Source organism: Blautia stercoris, assembly GCF_054657695.1.
On sequence record NZ_BAAHYF010000001.1, the window covers coordinates 1759607 to 1785786 of the forward strand.

The following is a 26180-nucleotide window of genomic DNA, read 5'->3' on the forward strand; positions in this document are numbered from 1 at the left end:
AATATTTTATAAAAGTATATTACCTTTTATTTGACAATTTGTAAACCACAATAACGGCATTTTCTAATTTTTTATCGTATCTCTCGGTATACGCTCCTTCTCACCAGAATCACGGCAAGCACAGCTGTAAGAAAATCTGACACCGGCTGTGCCGAAACTACTCCATAATAGCCCACTGTTTTAGACAAAATAAAAATCACAACTGCAAAGATAACGCCCTGTCTGCTAACAGATAAAAGAAAAGCATTTAATGCTTTTCCGGCGGACTGGAACGTACAGGTACTTACGAGTGTAACCGCAGTAAATACTGCACCTGCAAGCTGAAGTCTGAGCATCGGAACTCCTGCATTTACGATGCTTTCCTGATTCATAAACATCGAAATCAAAGTCTTTGCAAAAACACATAAAATAAGTGCCAGCACAGCTCCCATTGCACATTCAAATTTATAACTAAATGCCAGAATCGCTTTCAGACGCTTTTTATTTCCAGCACCATAATTATATCCGATTAACGGCTGTGAACCAAAAGCAAAGCCAACTAAAATCAGCATTGCAATCATATTGATTTTCATTACGATTCCCATCGAAGCCACTTTGTCTGTTCCATAGACCAGTAAAAAACGATTGGTCAGCGCAATTCCAAGACTCTGCATAAAGTTGGTAACAGATGCCGGTATTCCGATAGCAAAGATATCTCCAAGTTCTCTTTTGCTGATAAAAAATCCTTTTGGATTGATAGACAAACGTTTGCTTTTTTTCAGTAAGAAAAATACAAAAAATAAATCCGCACCGATGTTTCCGATTACCGTGGCTATCGCTGCACCGGCTGCTCCCATGCCAAGCATGAAGATAAAAATCGGGTCTAAGATAATGTTAATCACAGAGCCAAGCACCGTTCCTGTCATAGATGCTACTGAAAATCCTTCCGTTCGAAGCAGATTAGACGGCGTAAAAGATAAAATAATAAACGGAGCACCGATTACCAGCCAAGTATAATAATTCGATGCATACTGCACGGTATCCGCTTTTGCACCTAATAGAGTTAAAATCGGTGCACGGAACAACATCATCAACACTGCTACAACAATTCCGCATACAATTGCTCCATAAAAACAAAACACACTTAAGCGCTTTCCGTCCTCATCCATTTTTTTGCCGAATAGTCGTGAAATCACCGAACTTCCGCCCAGTCCAAAAATATCACCAAGCGCAATCATTAACGTAAAAATCGGTGCGCCAAGTGAAACACCCGCAACCAGATTCGTATTTCCGGTAGCGGCAATAAAATAGGTGTCCGCCATATTATAAACCAGCGAAATCACCATGCTAAATACCACCGGAAGCGCAAAACTGAAATAAGCTTTCGGAATCGGTGCTTTTTCAAATAAGTCATTTCCCATTTTTTAATTTCCTCTTTCTTTTTTTGTATCAAGCGGATATTTTTTCTCCGCTTCGCTGTTTTCTTTTTGATTCGGTTAACTCCTCAACCTCATTCATTTGATATTAATTCTGCCTTTCTTCGTTCCTGTATCTGTTCTCTTCCATACCGTTCCCGATACTGCCTAAGGGTCATATCCGTATATTTCTTAAAGACTTTTCCCATATGACTCTGCGAAGAAAATCCCAGATAAGTTGCAATCTCTATGTAAGAATACGGCGAATACGTCAGCAGATTCTTCGTCAGTTTTACTTTCTCCTGTAAAATAAAATCAGTCAGTGTCATAGATTCCTGTTGTTTAAACAGTTCAGATAAATAGCTGGAATTTAAGTGCAGGTAATCTGCAATTTCCTGCACCCGAATCTTTTCATGCAGATGTTTAAAGATATACTCTTTGCTTGCTTCCACCCAGATACTCTGCTTTTCTTTGGATTTTTTCTCATCCTGCTTACGGATTTCTGCCACCAGCTTTGCATATTCCATTTCAAACTGACGGATTGCCGTATAAATCGCCACAATATCTGTCATTTCTTCGATTTTCTGGATAAAGACATCACTCATGGAATACGAGATTTCCGGCATTAATCCGCCTCGAATTGCCGCCCTGCTCGCAAGCGTCATAACCACAATTCCAAGATTTTTTGTATTGCGCAGTTCATCTTTAGAAAGCACGCCGGTCTTTCCAAGATAATCTTCTCCAATACTTTTTTTCAACATCTCGATGTCACCCAGTTCAATACTGGTAAGTTCTCGAATTTCCTGTTCATAAGGATTGTGTGGTTCTTCAAGTTCCTGCCTTTCAAAGATAAGTGCCGAGTATTCTTCCATAATTTCCGAATCTCGAATCTGTTCTTCACAGTTTTCATAGACAATATCATCCCTTGTCAAAATTTCCTTGCGAAACAGATTACACATCAGTAAAATATTAGAACAGAAAAAATAAAACTCAGAACTAAATACCGCATTAAAATCGCTCTTTGGGATTTCAAATTCTCCAATATGATAATACAGACGAACCTTTGAATCAAACCGTACCGGTCCGACTAAATAGTAAAAATCTCCTGCCTGAAGATAGGCATAAGCGACTTGATTCTCTTTTAAACCTGCCGAAAAAACTACCGGACACGCAGACACAAATTTTCCAGCCAGACATTGATTCATATAATCTTCAAACTCTGAAAAAGAAAAATAATCGTCTTTTAAATCCTTTCTGGCACAAAAAATTTCCGGCTTATTATCCGGTTTTAATTCACCGCTCCAGCGTCTTACAAATGTATGAAGTTCATGTGAAACATGCCATGCAAGATAATCTATATTCAAATTTTCACGCTCCCTTCTTCCTGCATTTCTTTTTGCATTTTCTTTTGCTTTTCCATTATAGCACAGATTTTTTCACAATATAAGTGATAAATTTCCAATAATTATGATATAAATTTAAGATTTGGATGGGTAAAATAACGATTGCAAAAAACAATGAATCACATTTTTAAATAAAAAATTTTTTAAAAAAGAGAAAGGAAACAGAACACATGAAAGTAAAAGGTGTTAATCTTGGTAACTGGCTGGTACTTGAAAAATGGATGAGCCCATCTTTATTCGATGGAACAACTGCTGAAGATGAATATTATCTTCCAACACAACTTTCCAAAGAAGTTTATGAGGCAAAAATCAAAATCCATCGTTCTGAATATATCACAGAAAGAGATTTCACAAGAATCAAATCGATGGGAATGGATGCAGTCAGAATCCCTGTTCCGTATTTCATCTTTGGCGACAGAGAGCCCTTTATCGGATGTATCGAAGAACTTGACAAAGCATTTAACTGGGCTGAAAAATATGGACTTCAGATTTTAATCGACTTACATACTGCACCGGACAGCCAGAACGGATTTGATAATGGCGGAATCAGTGGTGTCTGCAAATGGTCACAGGATCCGGACGAAGTTGAATTTGAACTCACTGTTCTTGAAAGACTTGCAAAAAGATACGGTACAAGAAAAGGCTTATGGGGAATCGAAATTTTAAACGAGCCTATACTTGAAGATATGTGGGAATCTATGAACGTAGCAGAACGCTATCCGGCAGTTGACCCTGAAAAAGCAAAGGGAACAAAACCAAATACAATGGAATTTATCCGCGGTTTTTATTTGGAGGCTTACGACAGAATCCGCAAACACATGCCGGAAGAAAAATACGTTGTTTTCCATGATGCCTTCCGCTTAAAAGCATGGAAAGATTTCATGCGTGAGGAAAAATATAAAAACGTTGTACTTGATACGCACCAGTACCTGATGGTTGCTGAGATGAACGGCTGTGAACAGAACGTAGAAAACTATGTTTCTTATGTAGAAGAACTCAAAAAAGACATTGCAGAAATGCAGGAATACTTCCCGGTTATCTGTGGGGAATGGTGCTTATTCAATTCTCTCGCTGTTGGACATGACACCAAAGGCGGACAGACAGTCTTAAATGGTGTAGAAGGTTTAAGCGAAGAATGTATCAGTGCTGAAACGAAAAAAGAAATTTACAACACACTTGCAAAAGCCATGTTAGATGCATGGGATGCCGGAAGCGGATACTTCTACTGGAGCTACAAACTGCTGACCGATACTGTAAACACCCCTGGATGGGTTGGCTGGGACAGCTGGGACCTTGGAAGATGCGTTGACTTTGGCTGGTTTCCAATTGAGAAATAAAAAATCACCTACCACTATTTAAGTACAATTCAATCATTTATTTTAAGATTAATTGAATCCTGTATTTGATTCTAAAATGATTTTTAAGCGTCATTGAAAATTTTATCGCATTAAAACGTAAAATTTTCAGTGGCGTTTTTTTTCGTTTTCTAATATAATAGGTTTTGATAATAGTAGATAAATACTTAAGCAAAAGCAGAGTTCGATAGAATGGACCCTATCAACCTGCTTTAGAATGGAGGAAAAAATGGAAATCGTTTGCTTAGACTTAGAGGGCGTACTCGTACCGGAAATCTGGATTGCATTTGCAGAGGAAACCGGTATTCCGGAACTCAAAAAAACTACCAGAGACGAGCCGGATTATGATAAGCTGATGAAATACCGCTTAAACATTTTAAAAGAACACAACCTTGGATTAAAAGAGATTCAGGAAACCATCGCAAAGATTGACCCGATTCCCGGTGCAAAGGAATTTTTGGACAAGTTAAGAGAAATGACTCAGGTTATCATTATCAGTGATACCTTCTCCCAGTTTGCCGGACCTTTAATGAAAAAACTCGGCTATCCGACCATCTTCTGTAACTCTCTCGTTGTCGCAGAAAATGGAGAAATCACAGACTTTAAGATGCGCTGTGAAAAATCCAAATATACTACTGTAAAAGCATTACAGTCCATTGGTTATGACACAATCGCAAGCGGTGACAGCCATAATGACCTTGGTATGATTCAGGCAAGTAAAGCAGGATTTTTATTTAAAAGTACAGAAGCAATCAAAGCAGAATATCCGGAAATTCCGGCTTATGAAACTTATGACGAACTGCTTGATGCAATCAAAAAAGTGATTGATTAAGTAAAGCGGTTGATATGCAAAAGAGACATCCGAAAAAAATCGAATGTCTCTTTGTTTTATTCTGACAAAATTATAAACCGAAAATTAATAAAATCAATAACACGAGCACCCACAGAATCACTGCTCTTTTTTGATGCATCCACCGGTTTCCGTATTTCGTGCAGAGTACTGCCTCATCTTTCGGGCTTTTCAGCTCAAACAGCCAAAAAACTTCACTGATTAAAATTGCCGAAGCAATAAAAATACACCTCCATGTAATGCTGTCCTGTCCTGCCATCTGGGTTATCTTTCCAAGTAGACATGCCAAAAATCCTGCAAACCAAATCCATTTTGTATACAATGTTCGTTTTATTTCCGATTTTAATTTCGCACTTATTGAGTTCATTCTAAATACTCCCCACTTTCCCGTTTTTCATCGTCAGATTCCAGTCCGCTACTTCCTCGCATCTGCTTCTCGTCTCATCCAAACTGCTTCTCTCTGTAATAATCACAATGCGGTTTTGAAAAAATTCTCCTGCCAGCTCATAAAACAGATTTTCTTCTCTTTCATCTAAATAAGCCGAAGGTTCGTCTAAAACTAAAACCTTCGGCTTATTTAAAACTGCCTGTGCCATTCCGACTCTCTGTCTCATTCCTCTTGAAAGTCTCGCTATTTTTTTGTCCCGCACTTCCCACAAACGAAGTGCTCCAAGTGCCTCTGCAGTTCTTCTTTTTGTCTGTTTCTTCGATAAGCCCTTATAAGCTGAAATATAATTCAGATATTCCTTTACCGTAAATAAATGGTCCGGTTTAAAATGCTGCGGCAGATAACCAAGCACTGCTTTGTATTGTGAATAATCTTCAAAAATATTTCTTTCGTTATAAAAGAGTTTTCCCTCTGTCGGCTTCACGCTTCCTGTAATCAGACGAAGCAGAGTTGTTTTTCCACATTTAGAATTTCCGGAAATTCTCCACACGCCGTTTGTCAAAACAAGAGACATATCCTCCACTGCTGTTTTTTTGCCATATTGTTTTGAAATGTGCAAAAGTTCTAATTTCATAGATTTCTGATTTCTTATTTTTCTTTTTTATTATTCTATTCAGCTTGTGCCTTATTTCTTCCTGTAAATCTTAATTAACAGCGGTGCTTCCACAAGTAACATTCCAATCCATCCTGCCAGATAAGAATACGGAAGTGCTTCAATTCCAAATCCCCATAAAAAAACCATCGGAGCGGCTGCAAGTACACGCACTCCCATATTTGTAAAACTGCTGATTAAGGTAACTTTCAAATCTCCAATTCCACGGAAAAATCCCTGAAGTGCATTCGTAATTCCCGGAAGTATATACATAAGTGAAATCAACTGTAAATAAATCACACCGTGACCGATTACCTCTTCATCTTTTACAAACAGCATCATAAGCGGTCTTGCAAACACATAGCAGATAATCAAAACCAAGATTCCATAAATCACTTCCAATATAAATCCACAACGGAATCCTTCCCGCATACGGTCTTTCTTTCCTGCCCCTTTGTTCTGTGCCATCAGTGCCGTCATCGCATGTGCGATATTTTGTTCCGGTGTATATGCAAAATCATCAATTCTGTTTACCACTGCAAATGCCGCCGCAACGGAAACTCCCATCGTATTAACAATCGCCTGAATCCCAATCTTTCCAAGCTGTACCGTCGCCTGCTGCATTGCCGATGCCCATCCATAAGCAATCGTTCGCTTTAAAAGACTTGCATCAAACACCAGCCATTTCTTTCCCAATCGCAGAATCGGCACTTTTTTCTGAATATAAATCACACAGAATAAACAGCACAATGCTTCACTTAATACCGTCGAGACCGCACAGCCATTGCATCCAGCCTTTAATACCACGACAAAAAACAAATCGCCAAATACATTTAAAACTGCACTGATAATCAGAAAATACAACGGAGAACTGCTGTCTCCCAGTGCTCGAAGGGTGCTTGAAAAAAAATTGTATAAAAAAGTAAATACCAGTCCCCAGAAAATAATTCTCAAATATTCTTTTGTCATTTCCAGAATCGATGGGTCTACCTGTAGTAACCGCAAAATCGGCACCGCAAAAATGACACAAATAAGTGTTAAAAATACAGAAAATACAACACCTGAAAGCATCGTTGTACTAATCTGGCGGTGCAAAGTTTTATAATCCCTTGCCCCATATTGAATCCCCATCAAAATACTTGCACCCATACAAAGTCCATTTAAAAATAAAATCATCAGTGTACTGACAGGATTGCAGATTCCGACAGCCGCAAGTGCTTCTTTTCCGACAAAATGTCCCACAATAATACTGTCAACTGCATTGTAGGTCAGCTGAAATAAATTTCCAAGGACAAGCGGCACCGTAAATTTTACCAGTATCGGCATAATTTTTCCTGTCGTCAAATCTTTTGTCATCGCTCTCTCCTCTTTTTCTAACGTGATTACTATTCGCTTTTTTCTGCTTCTATATTGTTACTACTGTTCTTTACATCTGTTTTCTTACTACTGCATATTCATTTCCATTTCGGTAATACGGACACTGATAATGCGTATCGGAAACCAGTCTCATATACTCATCTTCGTCCATGCTGACATCACAAAGATAACTTTCATATTCATCATCGTAAATATAATAGGTACAGCTTTCACAACTGCCGGTTTGTTTTTCTTTCATAATGATTTTCGTCCTTCCTGTAAGTTTTTTTATTTTTTATTTTTTTGATTATAGCACAAAAAAAGACAAAGAAACGATTTTTTCAGCTTCTTTGTCTTTTCCCTTATTTCTTTGTTGGGCTTTATGATTCTCTATTACTCTTCATCTGTCGATTCAATTTCTCCGGTAAATCCGGCTTCTTCTATCATTTTCATTGTCGCATCGATTCCCTGTCCGCCTGCGGTCAGATATCCGGAAGCAAAGATAGAATCTACTACTTTAAATAAAGTCGGCTCAATTCCTTTGAAATAAACTTCACGTCCCGCTGCACATCGAATATCTGATTTTGAAATCATCAGTCTTGCAAGACAAAGCACCTTCAGGCAATACTCTGGTGTTAATTCTGAAATATCTCTGTCTGCCAGTCTTGTTCCCGGAATTGGAAGTAAAAAATTAATCGGTACGGATTCCGGATTGATTTCTCTTAAATCCATCAGCATATCTACTACATCTTCTTTGCTTTCGCCCATTCCAATAATTCCGCCACTACAGATTTCAAAACCTAAGCCCTGAAGCATTTTAATATTGTTTACACGCTGTTCATAAGTATGAGTGGTGCATATTTCCGGATAGAAAGAACGACTGCTGTTTAAATTATGATTAATGCGATCCAGTCCGGCTTCTTTTAACATTTTTGCCTGTTTCTCTGTTAAAAATCCGATGGAACAGCAAATCTGTGTTTCCTTTTTCTTCATTTCACGGATACGATCTGCCAAGTCTTCAATTTCTTCATCGGAGAAACCGATTCCACTTAAGCCAATACAATGTCTTGCCAGATGTTTTTCATCCACCAAATCATTATCTCCGTATAATTTTTCATCGGAAACTCTGCGATACTTTTCAATCGGAGCTTCGGAATCACGAGACTGTGCACAATACGCACAGTTCTGGGAACAGTTTCCACTGCGCACATTTGTTAATAGCTGTACACTGACTTTTTTCCCTTTATATTTCGTACGAAGTGCGTAAGCACAATCCAGAAGTTTTGGCATTTCCTCTTCCGGAAGATTTAAAATTTCAACAGCTTCCTCACGAGTCAGCGGTCTGCTCTCGTCCCAGTTTTCTAAACGTAATGTGATGGATAATTCTGACATAATATACTTTCCTCTCATTTTTCGATGTTTTTGCGTATAAAATTTAGTATATCCATAAAAGAATTAAATGTCAACCGTTTTGTTTTTATAAGTTTACATTCATCCTAAAAAAAGCCTGTCCGCAAGATTTTTCTATACAGACAGACTTTCTCTTAAAAATTTAAAATTAAAGAATTAGATGTTTAATAAATCACTGAATACCTTCAATGCGCCATCTGTTTCATGTGCAAGGACACGTTTTGCAAGAACTTTACCAAGCTGTACGCCTTCCTGGTCAAAGCTGTTTACATTCCATACGAATCCCTGGAACATAATCTTGTTTTCAAAGTGAGCAAGGAGTGCACCAAGTGCTTCCGGTGTCAGTTCTTCTCCGATAATAATGCTGGATGGACGTCCACCTTCAAAGTTTTTGTTTTTATTTTCATCTGCTTTTCCGCATGCAAAAGCTACAATCTGTGCTGCTACGTTTGCGCAGAGCTTCTGCTGGCTTGTGCTGTCCTGAATGACAACATCTGTACCAATCTGACTGTTTTTAAAACCAACAAACTGAAGCGGTACAATATCTGTTCCCTGATGCAGTAACTGGTAGAAAGAATGCTGTCCGTTTGTTCCTGGTTCACCAAAGATAACCGGACCGGTTGGATAATCTACTGCTTCACCAAAACGGTTTACAGATTTACCGTTGGATTCCATATCTAACTGCTGAAGATGTGCAGGGAAACGGCTCAGTGCCTGAGAGTATGGCAGAACGGCTGTACTCGGATATCCTAATACGTTACGTTCGTAGACACCAATTAATGCATCAAGCATTTCCGGGTTCTCTAAGACGCTTTTATTCATTGCAAGTTTATCTTCTTCTGCTGCACCCTGTAAGAACTGTGCAAATACTTCCGGGCCAAATGCCAGAGATAAAACTGCACCACCTACTGCTGATGTAGAGGAGAAACGACCGCCAATGTAGTCATCCATGAAAAATGCTGCAAGATAATCATCACTCTTAGCAAGCGGAGAAGTTTCACTTGTAACTGCAATCATGTGTTTGGATGCGTCTAAGCCTGCATTTTTCAGAGCATCTTTTACAAAAGATTCATTTGTCAGTGTTTCCAGAGTTGTTCCGGATTTGGAAACCAGTACAAAAATAGAATGTGCAACATCAATAGAATTCAAAACTGCTGCTGCATCATCCGGGTCTACATTACTGATGAATTTTGCTTCCATCTTAAATGTATTGTTTTTCTTAGCCCAGTTTTCCAGTGCCAGATACATTGCACGAGGACCAAGGTCACTTCCACCGATACCAATCTGAACTACTGTTGTAAATTTCTCGCCTGCTGCATTTGTGATTTCACCGGCATGTACTTTATTTGCAAAATCTGCAATTTTCTTCTGCTGTTCTGTATAGAAAGTACGTTTATCCACACCATCTGCTTCTACTGCTTCACCTAACTGACCACGTGTCATGTGATGAAGAACCAGACGTTTTTCTCCTGTGTTGATGACTTCTCCATTGTAGAGGGCTTCAAATTTTTCTGCAAGCTGTGCTTCTTCCGCTAACTTGGTTAATGCTTCTAATACATCATCATCTACCTGTTTTGCTGCATAATTGTAAGAAAGACCGGCTGCCATAGGAATTGTGTATTTTTTCACACGGTCTGCACCGTTTTCTCCTGACATTACCTCTGCGAGTTTTACACGTTCTACTTTTGAAAGATTCTCAAATGAAGAAAGAGTGTTTAAATTGTTCCACTTAATCATAATAAGTTCCTCCTCAATTCTCACTTATAGAAATAGAAAACATCCTATAATTATTTTCATTATACTCGGAAACAAAGGTAAATTCAAGCGAACTGTGAAAAACAGATTCACTATTGAAACCAGAATACATATATAGTATAATGAGGACAAAGAAAAAGAGAATTCTTCGGGGCAGGGTGAGATTCCCTACCGGCGGTATAGTCCGCGACCCGCGCAAGCGGCTGATTCGGTGAAATTCCGAAACCGACAGTATAGTCTGGATGAGAGAAGAACGCGCAAATTTTTAAATACGTGCTCAAGCCCCTGGAAGAAATTCCAAGGGCTTTTTAGTTTATGGAAACTTGTTATATATGCTATAGACTAAGAAATTTTCAAAGAATTCTCTTAATAAAATCATAAGTTTTAAAGGAGAAACGAAAAATGAGTGAACAGGTATTAAGAAGAAATGTATCGACAAGAAGTCGTACAAGAACAATTACACAGATTGCGATGCTTGGTGCAATCGCAGGAATTTTGATGAATCTGGAATTTCCGATTCCTTTTTTAGCACCAAGTTTTTATCAGCTGGATTTTTCTGAAGTTCCGGTATTAGTTGGTTCTTTTGCAATGGGACCGCTTGCAGGTGTCTGGGTGGAACTTGTGAAAATCTTAGTTCATCTGGTAACAAAGGGTACAATGACAGCCGGTGTCGGTGATGTTGCCAACTTTATCTTTGGATGTGCTTTCGTTGTTCCGGCCGGTTTCATTTATCGTTCTATGAAAAATAGAAAACATGCTGTTCTCGGAATGATTGCCGGAACACTTTTAACCTCTGTTGTAGCCTGCTTTATCAATGCATTTATTCTGCTTCCGGCTTACGGAAAAGCATTCGGAATGCCGGTTGATGCATTTATTCAAATGGGAAGTGCCGTTCATGGTTCTGTTCATAATCTTCTGACATTTGCAGCCTTGATTATTTTCCCATTTAACTTATTTAAATACACACTGACTTCTTTGATTGTATTTCTAATCTATAAGAGAATTCGTGTAGTCTTAAAAGGCGACTGACAGAATCAAACTTTTTAAATCTTTAAATCTTTCTTGACATTTTCTAAATCCGTTACTATAATGTCACCATAAGCAAGGGCGCTAAGAAATTATCTTAGCGTCCTTTTTTTATTTCATTTACTTTTACATCCATCTTACCGGATTTATGCGCTGAGTGCGGAATTTTTTATTTTTTCAATCACTGCTTCTGCCAATCTTCGATGACCTTCTACAGACATATGCTCCTGGTCTTCTTTACTTGGCTTTGCATAATCTGAAGCCGCAAGAAATTCTATCTTCTGTTTTTTGGCAATTCTCTCATACACTGCTTTTAACCGTTTTGAAGTCTCAATGGAATCGGTATCAAATTCAGGGTCAAACTCGGTTTTCCACACTTCCTGACCAAGTAAAATCGGAGATACCAGCAGGATTTTCACGGACTGTGAATAATTCCAAATCTGCTCGATTAATTTCTCAATTCCCATTCCGATTACTTCAGCAGATGCATGATAATAAGATTTACAATCGTTTGTCCCAAGCATCAGTACCACAATATCAATTGGATTATGGGATTCTAATAATACCGGAAGCATGTCACTGCCTTTTCTGTTCTGGCGGAATTCATCTTCAAATACTGTGGTTCTTCCACACAATCCTTCTTCTAATACGTGAAATCCATCGTTTTTTAATGCATCCTGAAGCAGACCCGTCCATCTTACTTCTCTGTCATATCTTCCATTTGTTTTCGGAATTAATCCATAGGTATTGGAATCTCCAAAGCATAATATCTCTTTCATTGTTTTCACCCTCTCGCTTGTTTCATCTCTATTTCATACTTATCTTATCAACTTTATATTTGTTTTCTACTATGGTTCACATTATAACACCTATTTCATACTATGTAAATATGTTTTATTAGGTATTTTTAAAAATTTTAAATTAAAAGCACATCTGGTTGTTTCTTTTATAATTTTATAATTAGAACGTAAAAATCCCCGATGCGTCAACATCGGGGATTTTGTTTTGCTGTCTGTATGGACATTTGTTTTATCACTTTATAACATACTTATTTGAGTCTAGTACACTTCCGGAATTTCGTATCCCCAGCTTTTTCTCAAACCATCCATAATTTCCATGATTCTTACCGTTTCAGCATGAGGCATTTCCGGACACTCAATTTTGCCCTCTTCCAATGCTTTTTTACAAGCTCGGACTTCATATTCGTATCCTGTAATCTGCTTTGGAGGAAAATAGCTTGCTGTTTCTTCATGGTTCTGGTTAAATACTGTAATCTTCTCCGGATTATTGATATTTTGAACCTGAATGTAGCCTTTTGTTCCAAAAATACTTCCCATTCTATCAGAAATTTCTCTGACACCACTCTGAAGCGTTGCCATTTTATTTCCTTCAAAATTCATAATAATGGTTTCGAGAATATCGACGCCGCCTTCAAAAATTGCACTTGACTGCACATCTTTGAGATTTTCACCAAGCACCATGCTTGCAAAGTTAATCGGATAGACTCCGACATCAAGCAGTGCACCTCCTGCAAGTTCCGGTTTACGGATTCTTTCTTTTTCTGTAACTGCATAGCTTAAATTTGCAGTAAGAGAAGTTACCTCTCCAATCACTCCACTTTCCACAATATCCTGAATTATTTTTCTTGACGGCATGTATCTGGTCCAGATTGCCTCTGTGATTAACAGATTTTTTTCCTCCGCCAGTTTAAAAAGTGCTCTTGCCTGGCTTGCATTTACGGTAAATGATTTTTCACACAGCACATTTTTTCCTGCTTCCAGACACATTTTTGCGTGTTTATAATGATGGGAATGTGGCGTAGCAATATAGACTAAATCAATTTCTTTATCCGCCAGCATTTCTTCATAAGAACCATAAGCCTTTGTAAATCCATATTTCTCTGCAAAAGCCTCTGCCCGCTCAAGTTCTCTTGCTCCAACTGCATAAGCCTCAACATCATCCATTCCAGCCAGTGTTTCTGCCATATGTACTGCGATTCTTCCAGCACCTAAAATTGCAATCTTCATGTCATAATTTCCCTTCTCTAACAAAATCAGTCTTAATTTTTCTTTCATTATACCCTTATATACTCCCCTTTGAAAGACTAACTTTCAGCCCAATTTGCTAGAATTTTCCACTGCTTCCGCCGTGTGTTTCCCCCGACGATGAAGTGTGGGTACTGCTTCCGGAATCCCCATCACTGGATTTTGGTTTTGCTGTACGAGTTACATCTTCATATAAGAATAAATCCCTGCTTTCTGTCACTTTTAGACTGCCTTTTTTCTGATAATTTCCGGCCGTTGTTTTTCTTGCCACGGTTTTCAATTGTCGTTTCATTCCTCCTACAATTGAAAATGCACAGATAAATCCAAGCACCAGTGCAACTGGAATCCATATCATTCCAAGTGGTTTTTTTGGAAGATTGGAATTGTCGTAAGGGCGGTCTTCTCTCGCCTGTGTAACAAATGCATCGCACTGGTCGATATAAATTTCAAATGCTTTCTCATATTCACCATCTGAAAGTGAACTCTTAAACTGTTCTGCTATGTAATCGCATCCTGCATCTGTAAATGCAGTAATTCCGTATCCATGTGTTGAAAGTGCCCAGTCTCTGTCTTCCATACTGACTAAGAATAAAATTCCATCTTTCCCTTCGCCATATCCATAGCCATAATAATCAAAGAAATCATCTGCGTACTCCGTCGCTGTTGCGCCTTCAAGACTATCTACTGTCAGAATTACAATATCAAACTTCTGACGCTCACTTACTTCATCCAGCTTTGTCAAAATATTCTGTGCTTCTTCCTCGCTTAATAATCCTGCTGCATCAGTCAGACGTTCATACTCCCCTGAAAATCCGCTGTCATCTGATCCCTCTGACGCCCAGACTCCCACTGTGGAAAGCATAAAAAGAAGTATGGTTAAAAAAACTGTAAAAATTCGTTTCTTCATTTTTCCGCCCTCCCTCTATAACACACCAAACAACCAAAACAGCCAGATAATGCCATAACTCAAAGCTCCAAATATCACTGTAAGCAATGCGGTCCATCTTCCTGCTGCCGCTTTATCCACCGGAAGGTTTCCAACAAATTTTCCAGTCTGTCCATTCATCGCAAAAAGATATTTTTCTCCCTTCCAGGTCGTATTTAAAATCCAAACCGGATACAGCGCATACTTTGCTTTTCCATTTTGCAACTGTATACTGCTGTTTTCCGTTGTCACAGAAGAATAACCTTTGACAGTAGACGCAAATGCTTTTTCTGTCGATTTTTTCACTCTCTTATTTGCTCTCCCAACACTTTCTTCCTCACTTACATCATATTTATCTGCCAAATATCCGGCCAGATACGGCATCTGGAATTTTACCGCCTCTTTAAAATCAAACGGTTCTATCGATTCCATCAAATCATCCGGCATCTTAGAGGAACCATCTACCGGAATTCGTTCAAACCCAACGGTTCCGCCCCTGTGAATCATATAATGTTTTGTTTCGGTATAATCGTACTCGCTATCACTCCAGCTTCTCACTTTCGTTGCACGATATCGGATATGTGCCTCTGCATCTGTATCAAACAACCAAAATGGAACGTACACTCCCTTAATTTCATCAATGTGATTCTGGTCCTTGAAAATCTTAGGCAGAAGCCGTTTTCCGCTTAAATGTTTCATCAAACCTTCTTTTGCTGCTTTTTTATCTAATTTAAACGGAATCACATAATCCGGCCTTAAGCTTCCCTCAAACTGTCCGGTCATCACAATCGGATTATTACAGTATGGGCAGGATGTTGCAGCAGTATTTGCATCGGCAACAATTTCTCCGCCACAGGATTTGCAGGTGTAGACTCTAAGCCCTTCTGCTTCACCCTCCTGCCATTCACTTCCGGCAGAAGTTTCCCATGTCATATCGTCAGACTGTTCATTTTGAAGTTCTTTTTCATAACCCTGTAAGGTTTCTATTTCAAATTCTGTATCGCAGTATGGACATTTCATTTTTTGAAGTTTGCTGTTAAACTCAATTGCGCCTCCACAACACGGACACTTATATTCCTGTAAATTTCCCATGCAGTTTCCCCCTCTCTTTTCTTATGATGTAATAACTTTCATTTACTTATACTTTAGAAATTCTGACACAATCATCAAAAAACTTTTCACAAATTAAATGTCAAAAGATTCTAAACTATATTTTTTACTGAACATCGTTCTCATCAAAAGGGTCTCCACATTCCGGACAAAATTTAGGTGGATTCTTCGGGTCTTCCGGCTGCCATCCGCATTTATCACAGCGATATAACGGTGCACCCGATGGTTTCTTTGCTCCACAGTTCTGGCAGAATTTTCCCTGATTTACTGTTCCACAGGTGCAGGTCCATCCATCCTCTAATGGTTTAGGTGAGCCACATTCCGGGCAGAACTTTCCGGTTGCCATCGCGCCACATTTGCATTTCCATCTTCCTGCCTGAATTGGTTCCGGTTTCTTTGCTCCACATTCGGTACAGAATTTTCCGGTTACAACTGCTCCGCATGCACATTTCCAACTATCCTGAGACTGCTGCCCGGATTGATTCTGTGCTGTCTGCTGCTCGGTCTGCTGCATTTGCTGCATTTGCTGCATCTGCTGCTGTGCCTGTTGTTGCTGAACTCCCTGATTATAAAAGCTCTGCGCTGCGCCAAAGCCTGCTCCTGCTCCACCTGCATTCATCGACATGCCCATCCCGACAAATCCATTCATTGCCCCATTTGGATTAGAAGCTGCATTTTCCATTGCATTTGCAGTTGCATCTGTCATACGTCCTGCCATCATAAATGGATTACTGCCAAGTGTTGCTGCATCCTCCATCTGGTTGATTTTCTTCATATCCTCTTCAGTGAGTGTAATTGGATTTAAGGCAATCGCCTGTACTTCAATTCCTCTTCGTTCTGTCCATTCTATCTTTAATGCACGATTCATGGCATCTTTTAATTCTTTTGTATGTGCCGGAATCTGTGCCGGACGAAGTTCCAATTCGGAAAGTGCCGCAAATGCCGGCTGCAGGGCATCGATAAATTCCGTCTTTAACTGATGGTCAATCTCTTCTCTGGTATACTCACGCTCTACATTTCCACAAACCTGTGTATAGAATAACAATGGGTCAATCATCTTATAAGAATACACACCATTACAGCGCACCTGAACAGTTCTTCTCATATTGATGTCTTTATTTACCACATCAAACATGAATGGATTCGGTGTTCCAAATTTGTTATCTATGATTTCTTTAGTATTAAAATAATAAACCCTCTGGTCTTTTCCGGTATCTCCGCCAAATGTAAATCGTTTGCCGATTGTCTTAAACGTCTCTTTAATCCCATCACCCAGTTTTCCTGTAAAAATACTTGGTTCAGTCGAACGATCGTAAGTAAATTCTCCAGGTTCTGCGCAGACTTCAACAATTTTTCCCTGCTCGACAATAATCATACACTGACCGTCTGCAACTGCAATTCCGCTTCCATTCGATATAATATTATCACTGCCCTTTGTATTAGAGGAACGTTTGCCAATGCGTTTCTGTCCCTTAGTTACCAGAATATCCTTATCCAGCGCTTCGCAATAGAAAAACTCTTTCCATTGATCCGCCAATACTCCATTTATCGCTTCAACTCCCGCTTTAATAAGACCCATAATAATACCTTCCTTTCTGCTGATTTCGCACAAATTTATTTTTTTACGTATATATTCGTAATTTTATTATATCAGTTTATCAAATTTTGTACACTAGCCATATAGCTAAAACTCGCAGTAAAAACGCATTATTTTTTTAGATTTTTTATTCCGTGATATGGTAGGTTTTATCAAATTCTGTGCGTTTGACAAAATTAAACTCCACATCCATAATTTCACCGTTCTCTGTATATGTAATTCCGTAAAATACAATTACAGCATCCTTTGCGGCAGTCTCTGTTGTTCCCCAAAGTGGCGCCACAAAATAATCTGCCTCCTCTTGTTCGTTTATTACAAGTCCTTTATGTTGAATTAAAAACTCAATCTCCCTGCACATTTTCTCATTGCACGTCCAGGCGTCTAAAGTCTGCGGAAGCTGTTCATATTCATCTCCTGCCAAATGTCTGTGATTTCGATAAAACCATTCTGCACCATTTGGATAGGGATTGCCATCACTGTCCACTTTAATGAAATCTCCTGCCCTTGCAATTTCACCATGCTCACTTTGACTTGAAAGCGTTTCTGAGGATTTCACCTCAAATTTATCATCCGGAAGCGGAATGATTTTTTTCTCTTTTATTAATTGCTGAATTTTTTCACTGTCTTCTCCCAGGCGATATGCATGCACTGTTTTTCCATGATTTTTTATAACCTTTATCATTTATAAACCCCTTTCTCAGCTTTATTTTTATTGTTAAGTTTATTGAATCATATCCTGAGAGTTTCAACAGTGATTATTTTTAGAAAAATTGAAACTGACTGTTATAAGTAAATAGGTAAAGATAATCATAAATCACAAAAATAGCCGCCCAGATCTTCTAAACTAAGCGGCTATTCTTGAATGTTAATTAGTTAAAATTTTTCTATTTCCTTTTTTCTTCCTTTTCTTCGTCTTCTTTCAACATTCGTTTCACTGAAACCATCAGCACAATCAACACTGCAATCAGTGGAAGTCCCGTCAACACCGAAATCGTTTTTACAGCTTCCAATCCACCAATAATCATAAGCCCAATGGATAAGACACAAAATAAAACTGCCCATAAGATACGATTCCATCTTGCAGGGTCTTCTTTATAGGATAAGCGTTTTGTCGTTGTTCCGGCCAGTACATAAGCACAAGAATCAATCGTTGTTGCCAGATAGACAAAACAGACAATACACAAGAACAGCATCATAATCTTAGACATTGGAAGGGTCTGCAAAATTGCAATAATTGCACCGCTATTTCCTTCTTCTGCAAGGATGGTCGCCAAATCAACTTTTCCAGACTGCTGTAGGTAAAGAGAATATCCACCAAAAATCATAAAACTGCAGCAGCATCCGAGTGTCCCCCATAGAAGCTGTCCCCACATTACATTTTTGATAGTTCTTCCCCTTGAAATCTTACCGACAAACATTCCCATCATCGGCATAAAAGCAATCCACCATCCCCAGTAAAATACCGTCCACTCACTGGAGAATTTTCCTTCTCCAAATGGATCTGTATAAGTGCTCATCTTGATAAAATCAGATGCATATAAACCGATTGAGTTTACTTCCATCTTAAAAATCTGCATTGTCGGTCCAATCAAAAGAATCAGTCCCATAAAAATAAATGCCAGCACAACATTAATATTACTTAACCGCTGAATTCCTTTATCCAGTCCCAGATACACACTTGTTCCAAAGATTAATACCCAGATAATCAACACAATAATTTTTACAATAAAATCATACTGTGCAGGGATACCAAACACTTCACGGATAATATCAGAAAGCACCGGTGCACCGATTCCAAGAGATGTTGAAATCGAGCCTACAATACCGAACACAACAAGAATATCCACAATGTGTCCAAGCCATCCATCTGATTTTTTATGAAGCACGCTTCGACAGGCGTTGCTCAAGCGGATACTGTTTTCTTTCCGCACATACATCACATAGGCAATTGCCACAATCGCCGGATTATAAAATGCCCATGCACTGAAACCCCAATGAAACTGCCCATACATGTGTGCATACTCATATGCAGCATTACTAAACGGTTCCAAATCAAATGGTGGTGCACTCACATAATAAATCGGCTCTAAAAATCCAAGAATTACAATACTTGTTCCAACCCCCGCTGTAAACAACATCGCAATCCAGGACAAATTATTGTACTGTGGTTTTTCATCTTTGTTTCCAAGTTTGATCTTTCCATACTTACTGAATGTCAGCCAAATCATAAATCCAAACGATGCCAGACAGACCAGCATAAACAACCAGCCAAGCTCATGGGTACAAAATGAAAATAAAATCGAAATCACTCCGTTTACCTGACCTGGAAACAAATAAATCGTAAGTGTCAGTACAATTAATACCAAAAATGCCGGTATAAATATTTTCTTTTCTATGTTTTCAAAAAGTTTCTTCATGAATGAACTGCCCCCTTTTCTTTAAATATAATTAAAAAGCAGTTCAATCCTTTTAATTACATTTCGTTTCTGCCAATTTCCATCAGTCCCCAAATCTTCTTTCTAACTCCCAGAAGATTCCACAAATCATATTCGCAAAGCCAACGCACTTCAAGCCGAATATATTTATACATTTTAACTTTTTTCAGTTTAATTTTCTGTAATTTTTGTGCATTTATTTTATATTTTTCATTCTTTTTCTGTTTATTATCGGCAAATATCCCACTTTGCAAAAGATTTTGCTTCCATCACACAGCGTTCTTTCCATATGGTTTTGCCGTTTTTTTATAATTTTTATAAAACAGAAATATCCCGTAGTCTGTCATCTTTGACTTCTACGGGATATCTCTGAATTTATTTTTTACCAAATGGACTAGCTAATACATTATTTTCTCTTTACGATCAGAGCATCTGCTACACCGACACCCTTACCTTCCGGATATACAAACAATGGATTGATATCCAGCTCTTTTAAAACATCTTTATTGGCCTGGGCATAATTGCTGATTGCTACGATTGTCTGACACAATGCTTTTATGTCACATTTCTCAGTTCCACGATATCCATTAAGAAGTTTAAATGATTTCAGTGATTTCAGCATTTCAAGCGCTTCCTCTTCTTTCAGAGGTGCCGGATATAATGCTACATCTTTAAAGACTTCTACAAAGACGCCGCCCATTCCAACCATGATCATCGGTCCAAACTGTGGATCATTGTTTACGCCTATGATGATTTCTACACCGGCATCTAACATTGGAACCGTCAGAATTCCATTGATATGTGCATCCGGTCTCTTTGCGGTTACACTTTCCATGATTTCTTCGTAGGCTTTTTCTGCTGCTTCCGGACCACAAACATTTAATTTTACACCGCCCACATCACTCTTATGGAGGATATCAGCTGATTCTACTTTCATTACTAATGGACCCGGATGATTTTTTGCAAACTGAGCTGCTTCTTCTTTTGATGTTACGATGACTTCATCTGGTACCGGTACACCGTATACTTTTAATTCCTGTTTACTTTCATGCTCAGATAATGCCTGTGTTTCTTCGCTCTTCGGATGTCCTACCGCGAGTTCCAGAGTCTTTGTCTCCGGTTCATAAGCGATAAAGTCAGCCAGATGACGGAGTAATTTGAAGGCGTATACCGGAGGCGGTAAAACCGGTACGCCGATCTGGAATAATTTTTCCTGATATTCAGGATTTCTTGTGTTCTCCGCAAATGGTATCATGGCAATTGGTTTGCAGTTACCGCCTTTTTCCTGAACTACCTTTTCAATTCCTTTATACATGTAATGGATACACGGGTCTGCAATCTCAAGAAGCAGAGTATATCCAATCAGTACCATACCGATATTCGGGTCATCCATAACCGTCCGAAGTGCTCCTGCATAGAGGTCTGCATCATAAGAAAGACTTGCAGTCATATCGAGCGGGTTGTTTGGAGAAGCATAAGATGGAAGCTGTTCTTTTAATTTCTTCAGAGTTTCTTCGGTGAAATCCGGATATTCGATTCCATTTAAGCTTCCTACATCGGCACAAATTCCTGTTTCTCCACCGGATAAGTTCATAGAAGCAAATGTTGCTTTTTCCGGCATTCTCTTCATAGTAGAAAGCATGAGTGACATTGCGATTAATTCTTCCAGGTCATCTACACGGATTGCTCCGAATTTTTTCAATACTGCATCAAAGGATGCATCGGAACCGGACAGACTTCCTGTATGAGAAGCAGCAATCGCTCCACCTTTTGCACTTCGTCCGGCTTTTAAGATAACAACCGGTTTTCTCTTTTCAGCTGCTTTTTTCAATACAGCTGCAAATTTATCTGCATTTTTAACACCTTCAATATAGATGCTGACTACTTTTGTATCTTCATCGTCCACAAGGAAGTCCATATAATCTTCCATTTGAACGATTTTTCCATTTCCTGCTGAAATATTATAAGAGAAACGCATTCCCGGGTCATCCATCATGGAAAGACAAAGCTGACCACTCTGGGACACGACACCAACGCTTCCTTTTCTGTCTCTTTTTGCGGAGATAAATGCGAATGCCTGTACATTATCAATATAATTCACAAAACCTGCGCAGTTTGGTCCCATAACCGCAATGTCGAGTTCTTTTGCTGCTGCAATCAGTTCTGCTTCATTTTGTTTTCCTTCTGCTGTTCCAACTTCACCATAACCGCTGGCAAATACAACTGCTCCGCCAACACCTTTTTTGGCACCTTCCTGTAAAAGCGGAATCACTGTTTTCTGTGAAGTACAGATAACCATTAAATCCACATTTTCAGGTACATCGCTGATGGATTTATAACATGGAACTCCAAAAACACTGTCTCTTTTTGGATGGATAAAATACACATGGCTTCTATCTTCCACGTAACTTAAAATATTTCTACAAACATCTCCACCAAATCCTTCTTTTTCACTTGCACCGATAACGGCTACGGATGTTGGTTTCAACAGTTTATTTAAATTCATTTTCCGTTACCTCCAGTTTTTACTTTCCTTCTACACCACGACGGTAGCAGGCAACATTTTTCTCATTAAATTTGCCTTTTCCTTTTTTCTCAAAAAAAGAAACAATTGCACTTTCCATATATTCAATAGAAAATAAATCACTGTGAGCAGCAAGTGCTCCAAGCATAACCAGATTTGCACCTTTTGGATTTTTTACTTCTGCTGCGATATCGGTAGCCGGAACTTTTACGACTGTGATATCATCGCGATATTTTCTGTCGTCCGGAACGATAGAAGAATTTACCAGAAGCAGTCCGCCTGGTTTTAATCTCTCTTCAAATTTATCAATCGCCGGTGTATTCATGGTAAATAAAATATCCGGTTTCTTTGAAATTGGACTTGCAATTAATTTATCACTGATTTTTACTGTACAGTTTGCAGTTCCACCTCTCATTTCAGAACCATAAGAAGGATAGAACAATACATTTTTATCCTGTTCCATACCGGCGTTGATCAAAAGCATTCCGGCTGTCAGTACGCCCTGTCCGCCAAATCCGGCACAAATAATTTCTTTTGCCATAATGTCTATTCCTCCTCTTTCTTATCTTTAAATTCTCCCAGTGGAAAATATTTTATCATTTCATTTTTAATACGTTCCACACTCTTAACAGGAGTCATATTCAGATTGGTTGGACATGGAGATAATAATTCTACGAGGCAGAATCCTTCTCCCTTCATGTGTTTCTCAAATGCTTTTTTCACATATTTTTTCGCCTGCATCATGCCTTTTGCATCTGCCATAGAACCCCTTGCCAGATATGCAATATCAAAACCGGTAAATGCTTCTTCTACGCGGAATGGCATACCTGCTTTTTTCGGATCTTTTCCTCTTGGAGTAGAAGTTGTAATCTGTCCCGGAAGAGAAGTCGGTGCACACTGTCCACCTGTCATTCCATATAAACTGTTGTTAATAACAATTGTTACTACATTATCATTTCTAAGTGCTGCATGCATGGTTTCCGCCATACCGATTGAATAGGCTGCACCGTCACCGATGTATGCCATAACCGGATTTTCCGGACGAACTTTTTTTACACCAATTGCTGTTGCGATTGGTCTTCCATGCGCTGCCATAATTGTATCGAATCTCCAGGAGTCAATATTTAATGAACCACAGGCAACGTCTACAACTGCTAAAAGCTGTTCGCTTAAGCCCATTTCTTCCATAACTTCAGCAATCAAACGTACTGCTAAACCATGTCCACATCCCGGACAAAAACCACTCTGGGTAAATGTAATCGTTTCAGGAGCTACTAATCTCATATTATATCTCCCCCTTTTTTAACATTTCTTTTGCTTTTGCAATAATTCCATCTGTTTCAGGAATTTCAAAGATTGAACCATAATGATCCACTGGATATTTGCCTTCTGTTGCAAGTTTTACGTCATCTACCATCTGTCCTAAAATATTCATTTCAACAGTTAAGAATGCTTTTGCTTCTTTTGCTTCTTCAAATGCTTTTTTCGGGAATGGCCACAAAGTAATCGGACGAATCAAACCAAGTTTGAAGCCCTGTGCTCTTGCAATTTCTACTGCTTCTCTACTTACACGGGAACTGATTCCATAAGCAACCAGAACCACTTCCGCATCTTCTACCTGAATATTTTCATAACGCTGTTCCTCTTCTTCCATTTGTGCATATTTAGAGGATAAATAGCCTTCATAATCAGGATGTGTGTAATAAACGTTCTGAATTTTACGCTGTTCACAGCCTTTTTTGCAACCTTTGATACTCCAGTCAAATTTATTGATATCATGCTCAACAAATTCCGGAATTTCAACTGCTTCGATCATCTGTCCGATTGCTGCATCGGATGCAATCAACACCGGATGACGATATTTTTCTGCAAGGTCAAATGCCTCTGCCATCATGTTTGCATTTTCCTGTACGGAAGCCGGAGCAAGTACGAGTGTATGGTAATCTCCGTGACCACCACCTCTTGTCAACTGCCAGTAGTCTCCCTGACCCTGTGCAATATCTCCAAGACCACTTCCGATTCGCATAACATCAACAATAACTGCCGGCAGGTCTGCTGCTACCAAATAAGAAATTCCTTCCTGTTTTAAAGAAAATCCAGGACCGGATGAAGTTGTAAGTGCTCTTGCACCTGCAGCCGCTGCTCCAAGCACCATGTTAATTCCGGCAAGTTCCGATTCTGCCTGAATAAATACACCGCCTACATCTTCCATTCTCCATGATAAATACTCCAGAATCTCTGTCTGAGGAGTAATCGGATATCCACTGTAAAAACGACAGCCCGCTGCTAATGCGGCTTCGGCCAGCGCTTCATTTCCTTTTAATAATACCTTCGCCATAAGTGACTGACCTCCTTATCTAATCTCAAATACATAATCCGGGCATACACGATAACACATACCACATACCACGCACTTTTCTTCATCTACTATAATCGTGTTATAACCTTTTGCATTTACATGATCGGAAACACTGATTGCTTCCTGCGGACAGGCATTAATACAATATCCGCAGCCTTTGCATCTTACCGGGTTTGTATACACCTTTTCTGTTTTCTCTTTACCCATAACTTGCTTCTCCTTCTTATATTTTTACTAATGCATCACGCATCATGCTGTGCACGTTTCCCATGACGATAAATCCAAAATGCAAGAACCGCACCTAAGATTCCGGATGCAACCAGGAAAATAAAGATATTTGTATACCCTGCTGCACCTTTATTATCCAGCCACTTGCCAAATAATACGGAGTAAATGGAATCCGGAAGATATCCAATAATGGATGAAATTCCAATAACCGTTCCCGTCATTGTCCTTGAAATACCTGCTTCACTGACTGATGAAAATACAACCCCATACATCATCATTGTAACTGCCCCTGGAAGTAAAGTATAAATACTTGCTACCATCGGGCTGATGTCAGATGGAATCAATAAAACTCCACCGAATAATACTGCAAGAATCACAAATGACACACTCAACCATTTACATGTTGATTTAAATACCTTATCTGCTAAAATTCCACCAACCGGTGCAAGTAATAACAACAGATAGTTATTAATAATTGAGAAAATACCTGAATTAACTGCTGAGACGCCAACTACTTCTGTTAAATATGGATTGAAGTAAGAAACACTGGATTTTAATCCATATCCACATAAGATTACGATTGATAAAATCCACACAACAGGGGATTTTAAAACTTTTCCAACCATTGGAAGAGAAATTTTATCATCGTCACTTTCTGTTGTAACTTTTCCTGCCTCTTCTTTCATTAAGAATACTAAACAGATGGCTGCGATAAGAACAACAACTCCGCTGGCATTTACACCACGTACAAATCCGCTCTTAATGTCTTCGCCTGCTGTATTATAAGCATACAGAGAAATAAAACTTGTTAAAGCTGCTGCGATTCCATTACAAGCGTAATATAAACCATACATGAATCCCTGTTCTTCTTCTGTTCCTACAATTCGTACCGCTTTCATAAGTGCTGACCAGAATACAAAGGCTGTACTAAAGGAAAGACCAAGCCATATAATCATAGAAACGACAAAATTTAATGAAAATGCATAAACCCACGTTAAAACGGATGTCGCTACCAGCGATATAATCAAAGCTTTTTTCGTTGATACCTTATCCGCCAGATATCCGCCCGGAATATAAAGAACCATATTTCCAATCGTATACATGGTCAGCAATAAACCTGACTGTGTATTATTAATTCCCATTGCCGCAAGCTGTGCATCGTAAAATACATATTTTACATAAGGAATGAAATAAATTGAACCTCCTGCAAGCCCTAATGCAATAATGGTCAAATATTTTCTCGCTTTTGACTCCATAAACACCCTCCTCTTTTTTCCTAATTTAGAATGTTTCTCATCCCATAAACTGAAAAAGGGGGCTGTCTTTCCGACAGCCCCCAACTTCTTTCACGTTGTATTTCTGTAAGTT

Annotated in this window: 24 protein-coding genes and 1 riboswitch; of the genes, 3 read left to right on the forward strand and 21 right to left on the reverse strand. The window is 38.9% G+C overall.

The window, feature by feature from the left end:
- Positions 1-71: 71 nt before the first annotated feature.
- Positions 72-1400, reverse strand: a complete 1329-nt coding sequence (locus ACYQ2D_RS08500) for an MATE family efflux transporter (protein WP_459785136.1) — start codon at positions 1398-1400, stop codon at positions 72-74.
- Between the two features lie 89 nt (positions 1401-1489).
- The gene (locus tag ACYQ2D_RS08505; RefSeq protein WP_117457697.1) at positions 1490-2758 is read right to left on the reverse strand and encodes a helix-turn-helix domain-containing protein; all 1269 of its coding nucleotides are present in this window, start codon (positions 2756-2758) and stop codon (positions 1490-1492) included.
- 209 nt (positions 2759-2967) lie between these two features.
- On the opposite strand from ACYQ2D_RS08505, the gene ACYQ2D_RS08510 reads away from it, so the two are divergent.
- Complete coding sequence (locus ACYQ2D_RS08510; RefSeq protein WP_117457698.1) at positions 2968-4134, forward strand: glycoside hydrolase family 5 protein; 1167 nt, start codon at positions 2968-2970, stop codon at positions 4132-4134.
- Between the two features lie 247 nt (positions 4135-4381).
- Positions 4382-4984, forward strand: a complete 603-nt coding sequence (gene thrH / locus ACYQ2D_RS08515; RefSeq protein WP_022304248.1) for a bifunctional phosphoserine phosphatase/homoserine phosphotransferase ThrH — start codon at positions 4382-4384, stop codon at positions 4982-4984.
- Positions 4985-5054: 70 nt separating this feature from the next.
- Here thrH and ACYQ2D_RS08520 read toward each other — a convergent pair whose 3' ends face one another.
- The 6 genes from ACYQ2D_RS08520 to ACYQ2D_RS08545 all read right to left on the reverse strand — a co-directional run bounded on the left by ACYQ2D_RS08520 (position 5055) and on the right by ACYQ2D_RS08545 (position 10545).
- On the reverse strand, positions 5055-5369 hold the full coding sequence (locus ACYQ2D_RS08520) for a hypothetical protein (protein ID WP_022304247.1): 315 nt from the start codon (positions 5367-5369) through the stop codon (positions 5055-5057).
- A 1-nt stretch (position 5370) separates the two neighbouring features.
- Positions 5371-6024 (reverse strand): ATP-binding cassette domain-containing protein, encoded by a 654-nt coding sequence (locus ACYQ2D_RS08525; RefSeq protein ID WP_118701258.1) that lies wholly within the window; start codon positions 6022-6024, stop codon positions 5371-5373.
- A gap of 51 nt (positions 6025-6075) precedes the next feature.
- Positions 6076-7398, reverse strand: a complete 1323-nt coding sequence (locus ACYQ2D_RS08530; RefSeq protein ID WP_117457700.1) for an MATE family efflux transporter — start codon at positions 7396-7398, stop codon at positions 6076-6078.
- A gap of 70 nt (positions 7399-7468) precedes the next feature.
- Entirely contained in the window at positions 7469-7657 is a 189-nt protein-coding gene (locus ACYQ2D_RS08535) for a DUF6472 family protein (protein ID WP_022304244.1), read from the reverse strand.
- Positions 7658-7791: 134 nt separating this feature from the next.
- Positions 7792-8790, reverse strand: coding sequence for a biotin synthase BioB (bioB, locus tag ACYQ2D_RS08540; protein WP_022304243.1), 999 nt, complete (start codon positions 8788-8790; stop codon positions 7792-7794).
- 174 nt (positions 8791-8964) lie between these two features.
- On the reverse strand, positions 8965-10545 hold the full coding sequence (locus ACYQ2D_RS08545; protein ID WP_459785139.1) for a glucose-6-phosphate isomerase: 1581 nt from the start codon (positions 10543-10545) through the stop codon (positions 8965-8967).
- Between the two features lie 158 nt (positions 10546-10703).
- Positions 10704-10821, forward strand: a riboswitch (FMN riboswitch).
- Between the two features lie 144 nt (positions 10822-10965).
- On the opposite strand from ACYQ2D_RS08545, the gene ACYQ2D_RS08550 reads away from it, so the two are divergent.
- A complete protein-coding gene (locus ACYQ2D_RS08550) occupies positions 10966-11592 on the forward strand; it encodes an ECF transporter S component (RefSeq protein ID WP_022304241.1) in 627 nt (208 codons plus the stop codon).
- A 143-nt stretch (positions 11593-11735) separates the two neighbouring features.
- On the opposite strand, the gene ACYQ2D_RS08555 is transcribed toward ACYQ2D_RS08550, so the two are convergent.
- The 13 genes from ACYQ2D_RS08555 to ACYQ2D_RS08615 all read right to left on the reverse strand — a co-directional run bounded on the left by ACYQ2D_RS08555 (position 11736) and on the right by ACYQ2D_RS08615 (position 26068).
- Positions 11736-12368: a GDSL-type esterase/lipase family protein gene (locus ACYQ2D_RS08555; protein ID WP_459785140.1), complete on the reverse strand. Its 633-nt coding sequence runs from the start codon at positions 12366-12368 to the stop codon at positions 11736-11738.
- 279 nt (positions 12369-12647) lie between these two features.
- On the reverse strand, positions 12648-13616 hold the full coding sequence (locus ACYQ2D_RS08560; protein ID WP_459785321.1) for a Gfo/Idh/MocA family protein: 969 nt from the start codon (positions 13614-13616) through the stop codon (positions 12648-12650).
- Positions 13617-13713: 97 nt separating this feature from the next.
- Entirely contained in the window at positions 13714-14541 is an 828-nt protein-coding gene (locus ACYQ2D_RS08565; protein WP_118701254.1) for a TPM domain-containing protein, read from the reverse strand.
- Positions 14542-14556: 15 nt separating this feature from the next.
- The gene (locus tag ACYQ2D_RS08570; protein ID WP_022304237.1) at positions 14557-15651 is read right to left on the reverse strand and encodes a TFIIB-type zinc ribbon-containing protein; all 1095 of its coding nucleotides are present in this window, start codon (positions 15649-15651) and stop codon (positions 14557-14559) included.
- 124 nt (positions 15652-15775) lie between these two features.
- Complete coding sequence (locus ACYQ2D_RS08575; protein ID WP_459785142.1) at positions 15776-17248, reverse strand: SPFH domain-containing protein; 1473 nt, start codon at positions 17246-17248, stop codon at positions 15776-15778.
- A 145-nt stretch (positions 17249-17393) separates the two neighbouring features.
- Complete coding sequence (locus ACYQ2D_RS08580) at positions 17394-17948, reverse strand: hypothetical protein (RefSeq protein ID WP_459785144.1); 555 nt, start codon at positions 17946-17948, stop codon at positions 17394-17396.
- A gap of 202 nt (positions 17949-18150) precedes the next feature.
- Positions 18151-19683, reverse strand: coding sequence for a BCCT family transporter (locus ACYQ2D_RS08585; RefSeq protein ID WP_459785145.1), 1533 nt, complete (start codon positions 19681-19683; stop codon positions 18151-18153).
- Positions 19684-20107: 424 nt separating this feature from the next.
- Positions 20108-22207, reverse strand: a complete 2100-nt coding sequence (locus ACYQ2D_RS08590) for an acetate--CoA ligase family protein (protein WP_459785147.1) — start codon at positions 22205-22207, stop codon at positions 20108-20110.
- Positions 22208-22226: 19 nt separating this feature from the next.
- Positions 22227-22766 carry a 2-oxoacid:ferredoxin oxidoreductase subunit gamma family protein gene (locus ACYQ2D_RS08595; protein WP_022304231.1) on the reverse strand — a complete coding sequence of 180 codons (540 nt, stop codon included), beginning with the start codon at positions 22764-22766 and terminating at the stop codon, positions 22227-22229.
- 5 nt (positions 22767-22771) lie between these two features.
- Entirely contained in the window at positions 22772-23509 is a 738-nt protein-coding gene (locus ACYQ2D_RS08600; RefSeq protein ID WP_117457707.1) for a thiamine pyrophosphate-dependent enzyme, read from the reverse strand.
- 1 nt (position 23510) lies between these two features.
- The gene (gene vorB / locus ACYQ2D_RS08605; RefSeq protein ID WP_459785148.1) at positions 23511-24563 is read right to left on the reverse strand and encodes a 3-methyl-2-oxobutanoate dehydrogenase subunit VorB; all 1053 of its coding nucleotides are present in this window, start codon (positions 24561-24563) and stop codon (positions 23511-23513) included.
- A gap of 15 nt (positions 24564-24578) precedes the next feature.
- A complete protein-coding gene (locus ACYQ2D_RS08610) occupies positions 24579-24791 on the reverse strand; it encodes a 4Fe-4S binding protein (protein WP_459785150.1) in 213 nt (70 codons plus the stop codon).
- A gap of 35 nt (positions 24792-24826) precedes the next feature.
- The gene (locus ACYQ2D_RS08615) at positions 24827-26068 is read right to left on the reverse strand and encodes an MFS transporter (RefSeq protein ID WP_459785152.1); all 1242 of its coding nucleotides are present in this window, start codon (positions 26066-26068) and stop codon (positions 24827-24829) included.
- Between the last annotated feature and the right edge of the window lie 112 nt (positions 26069-26180).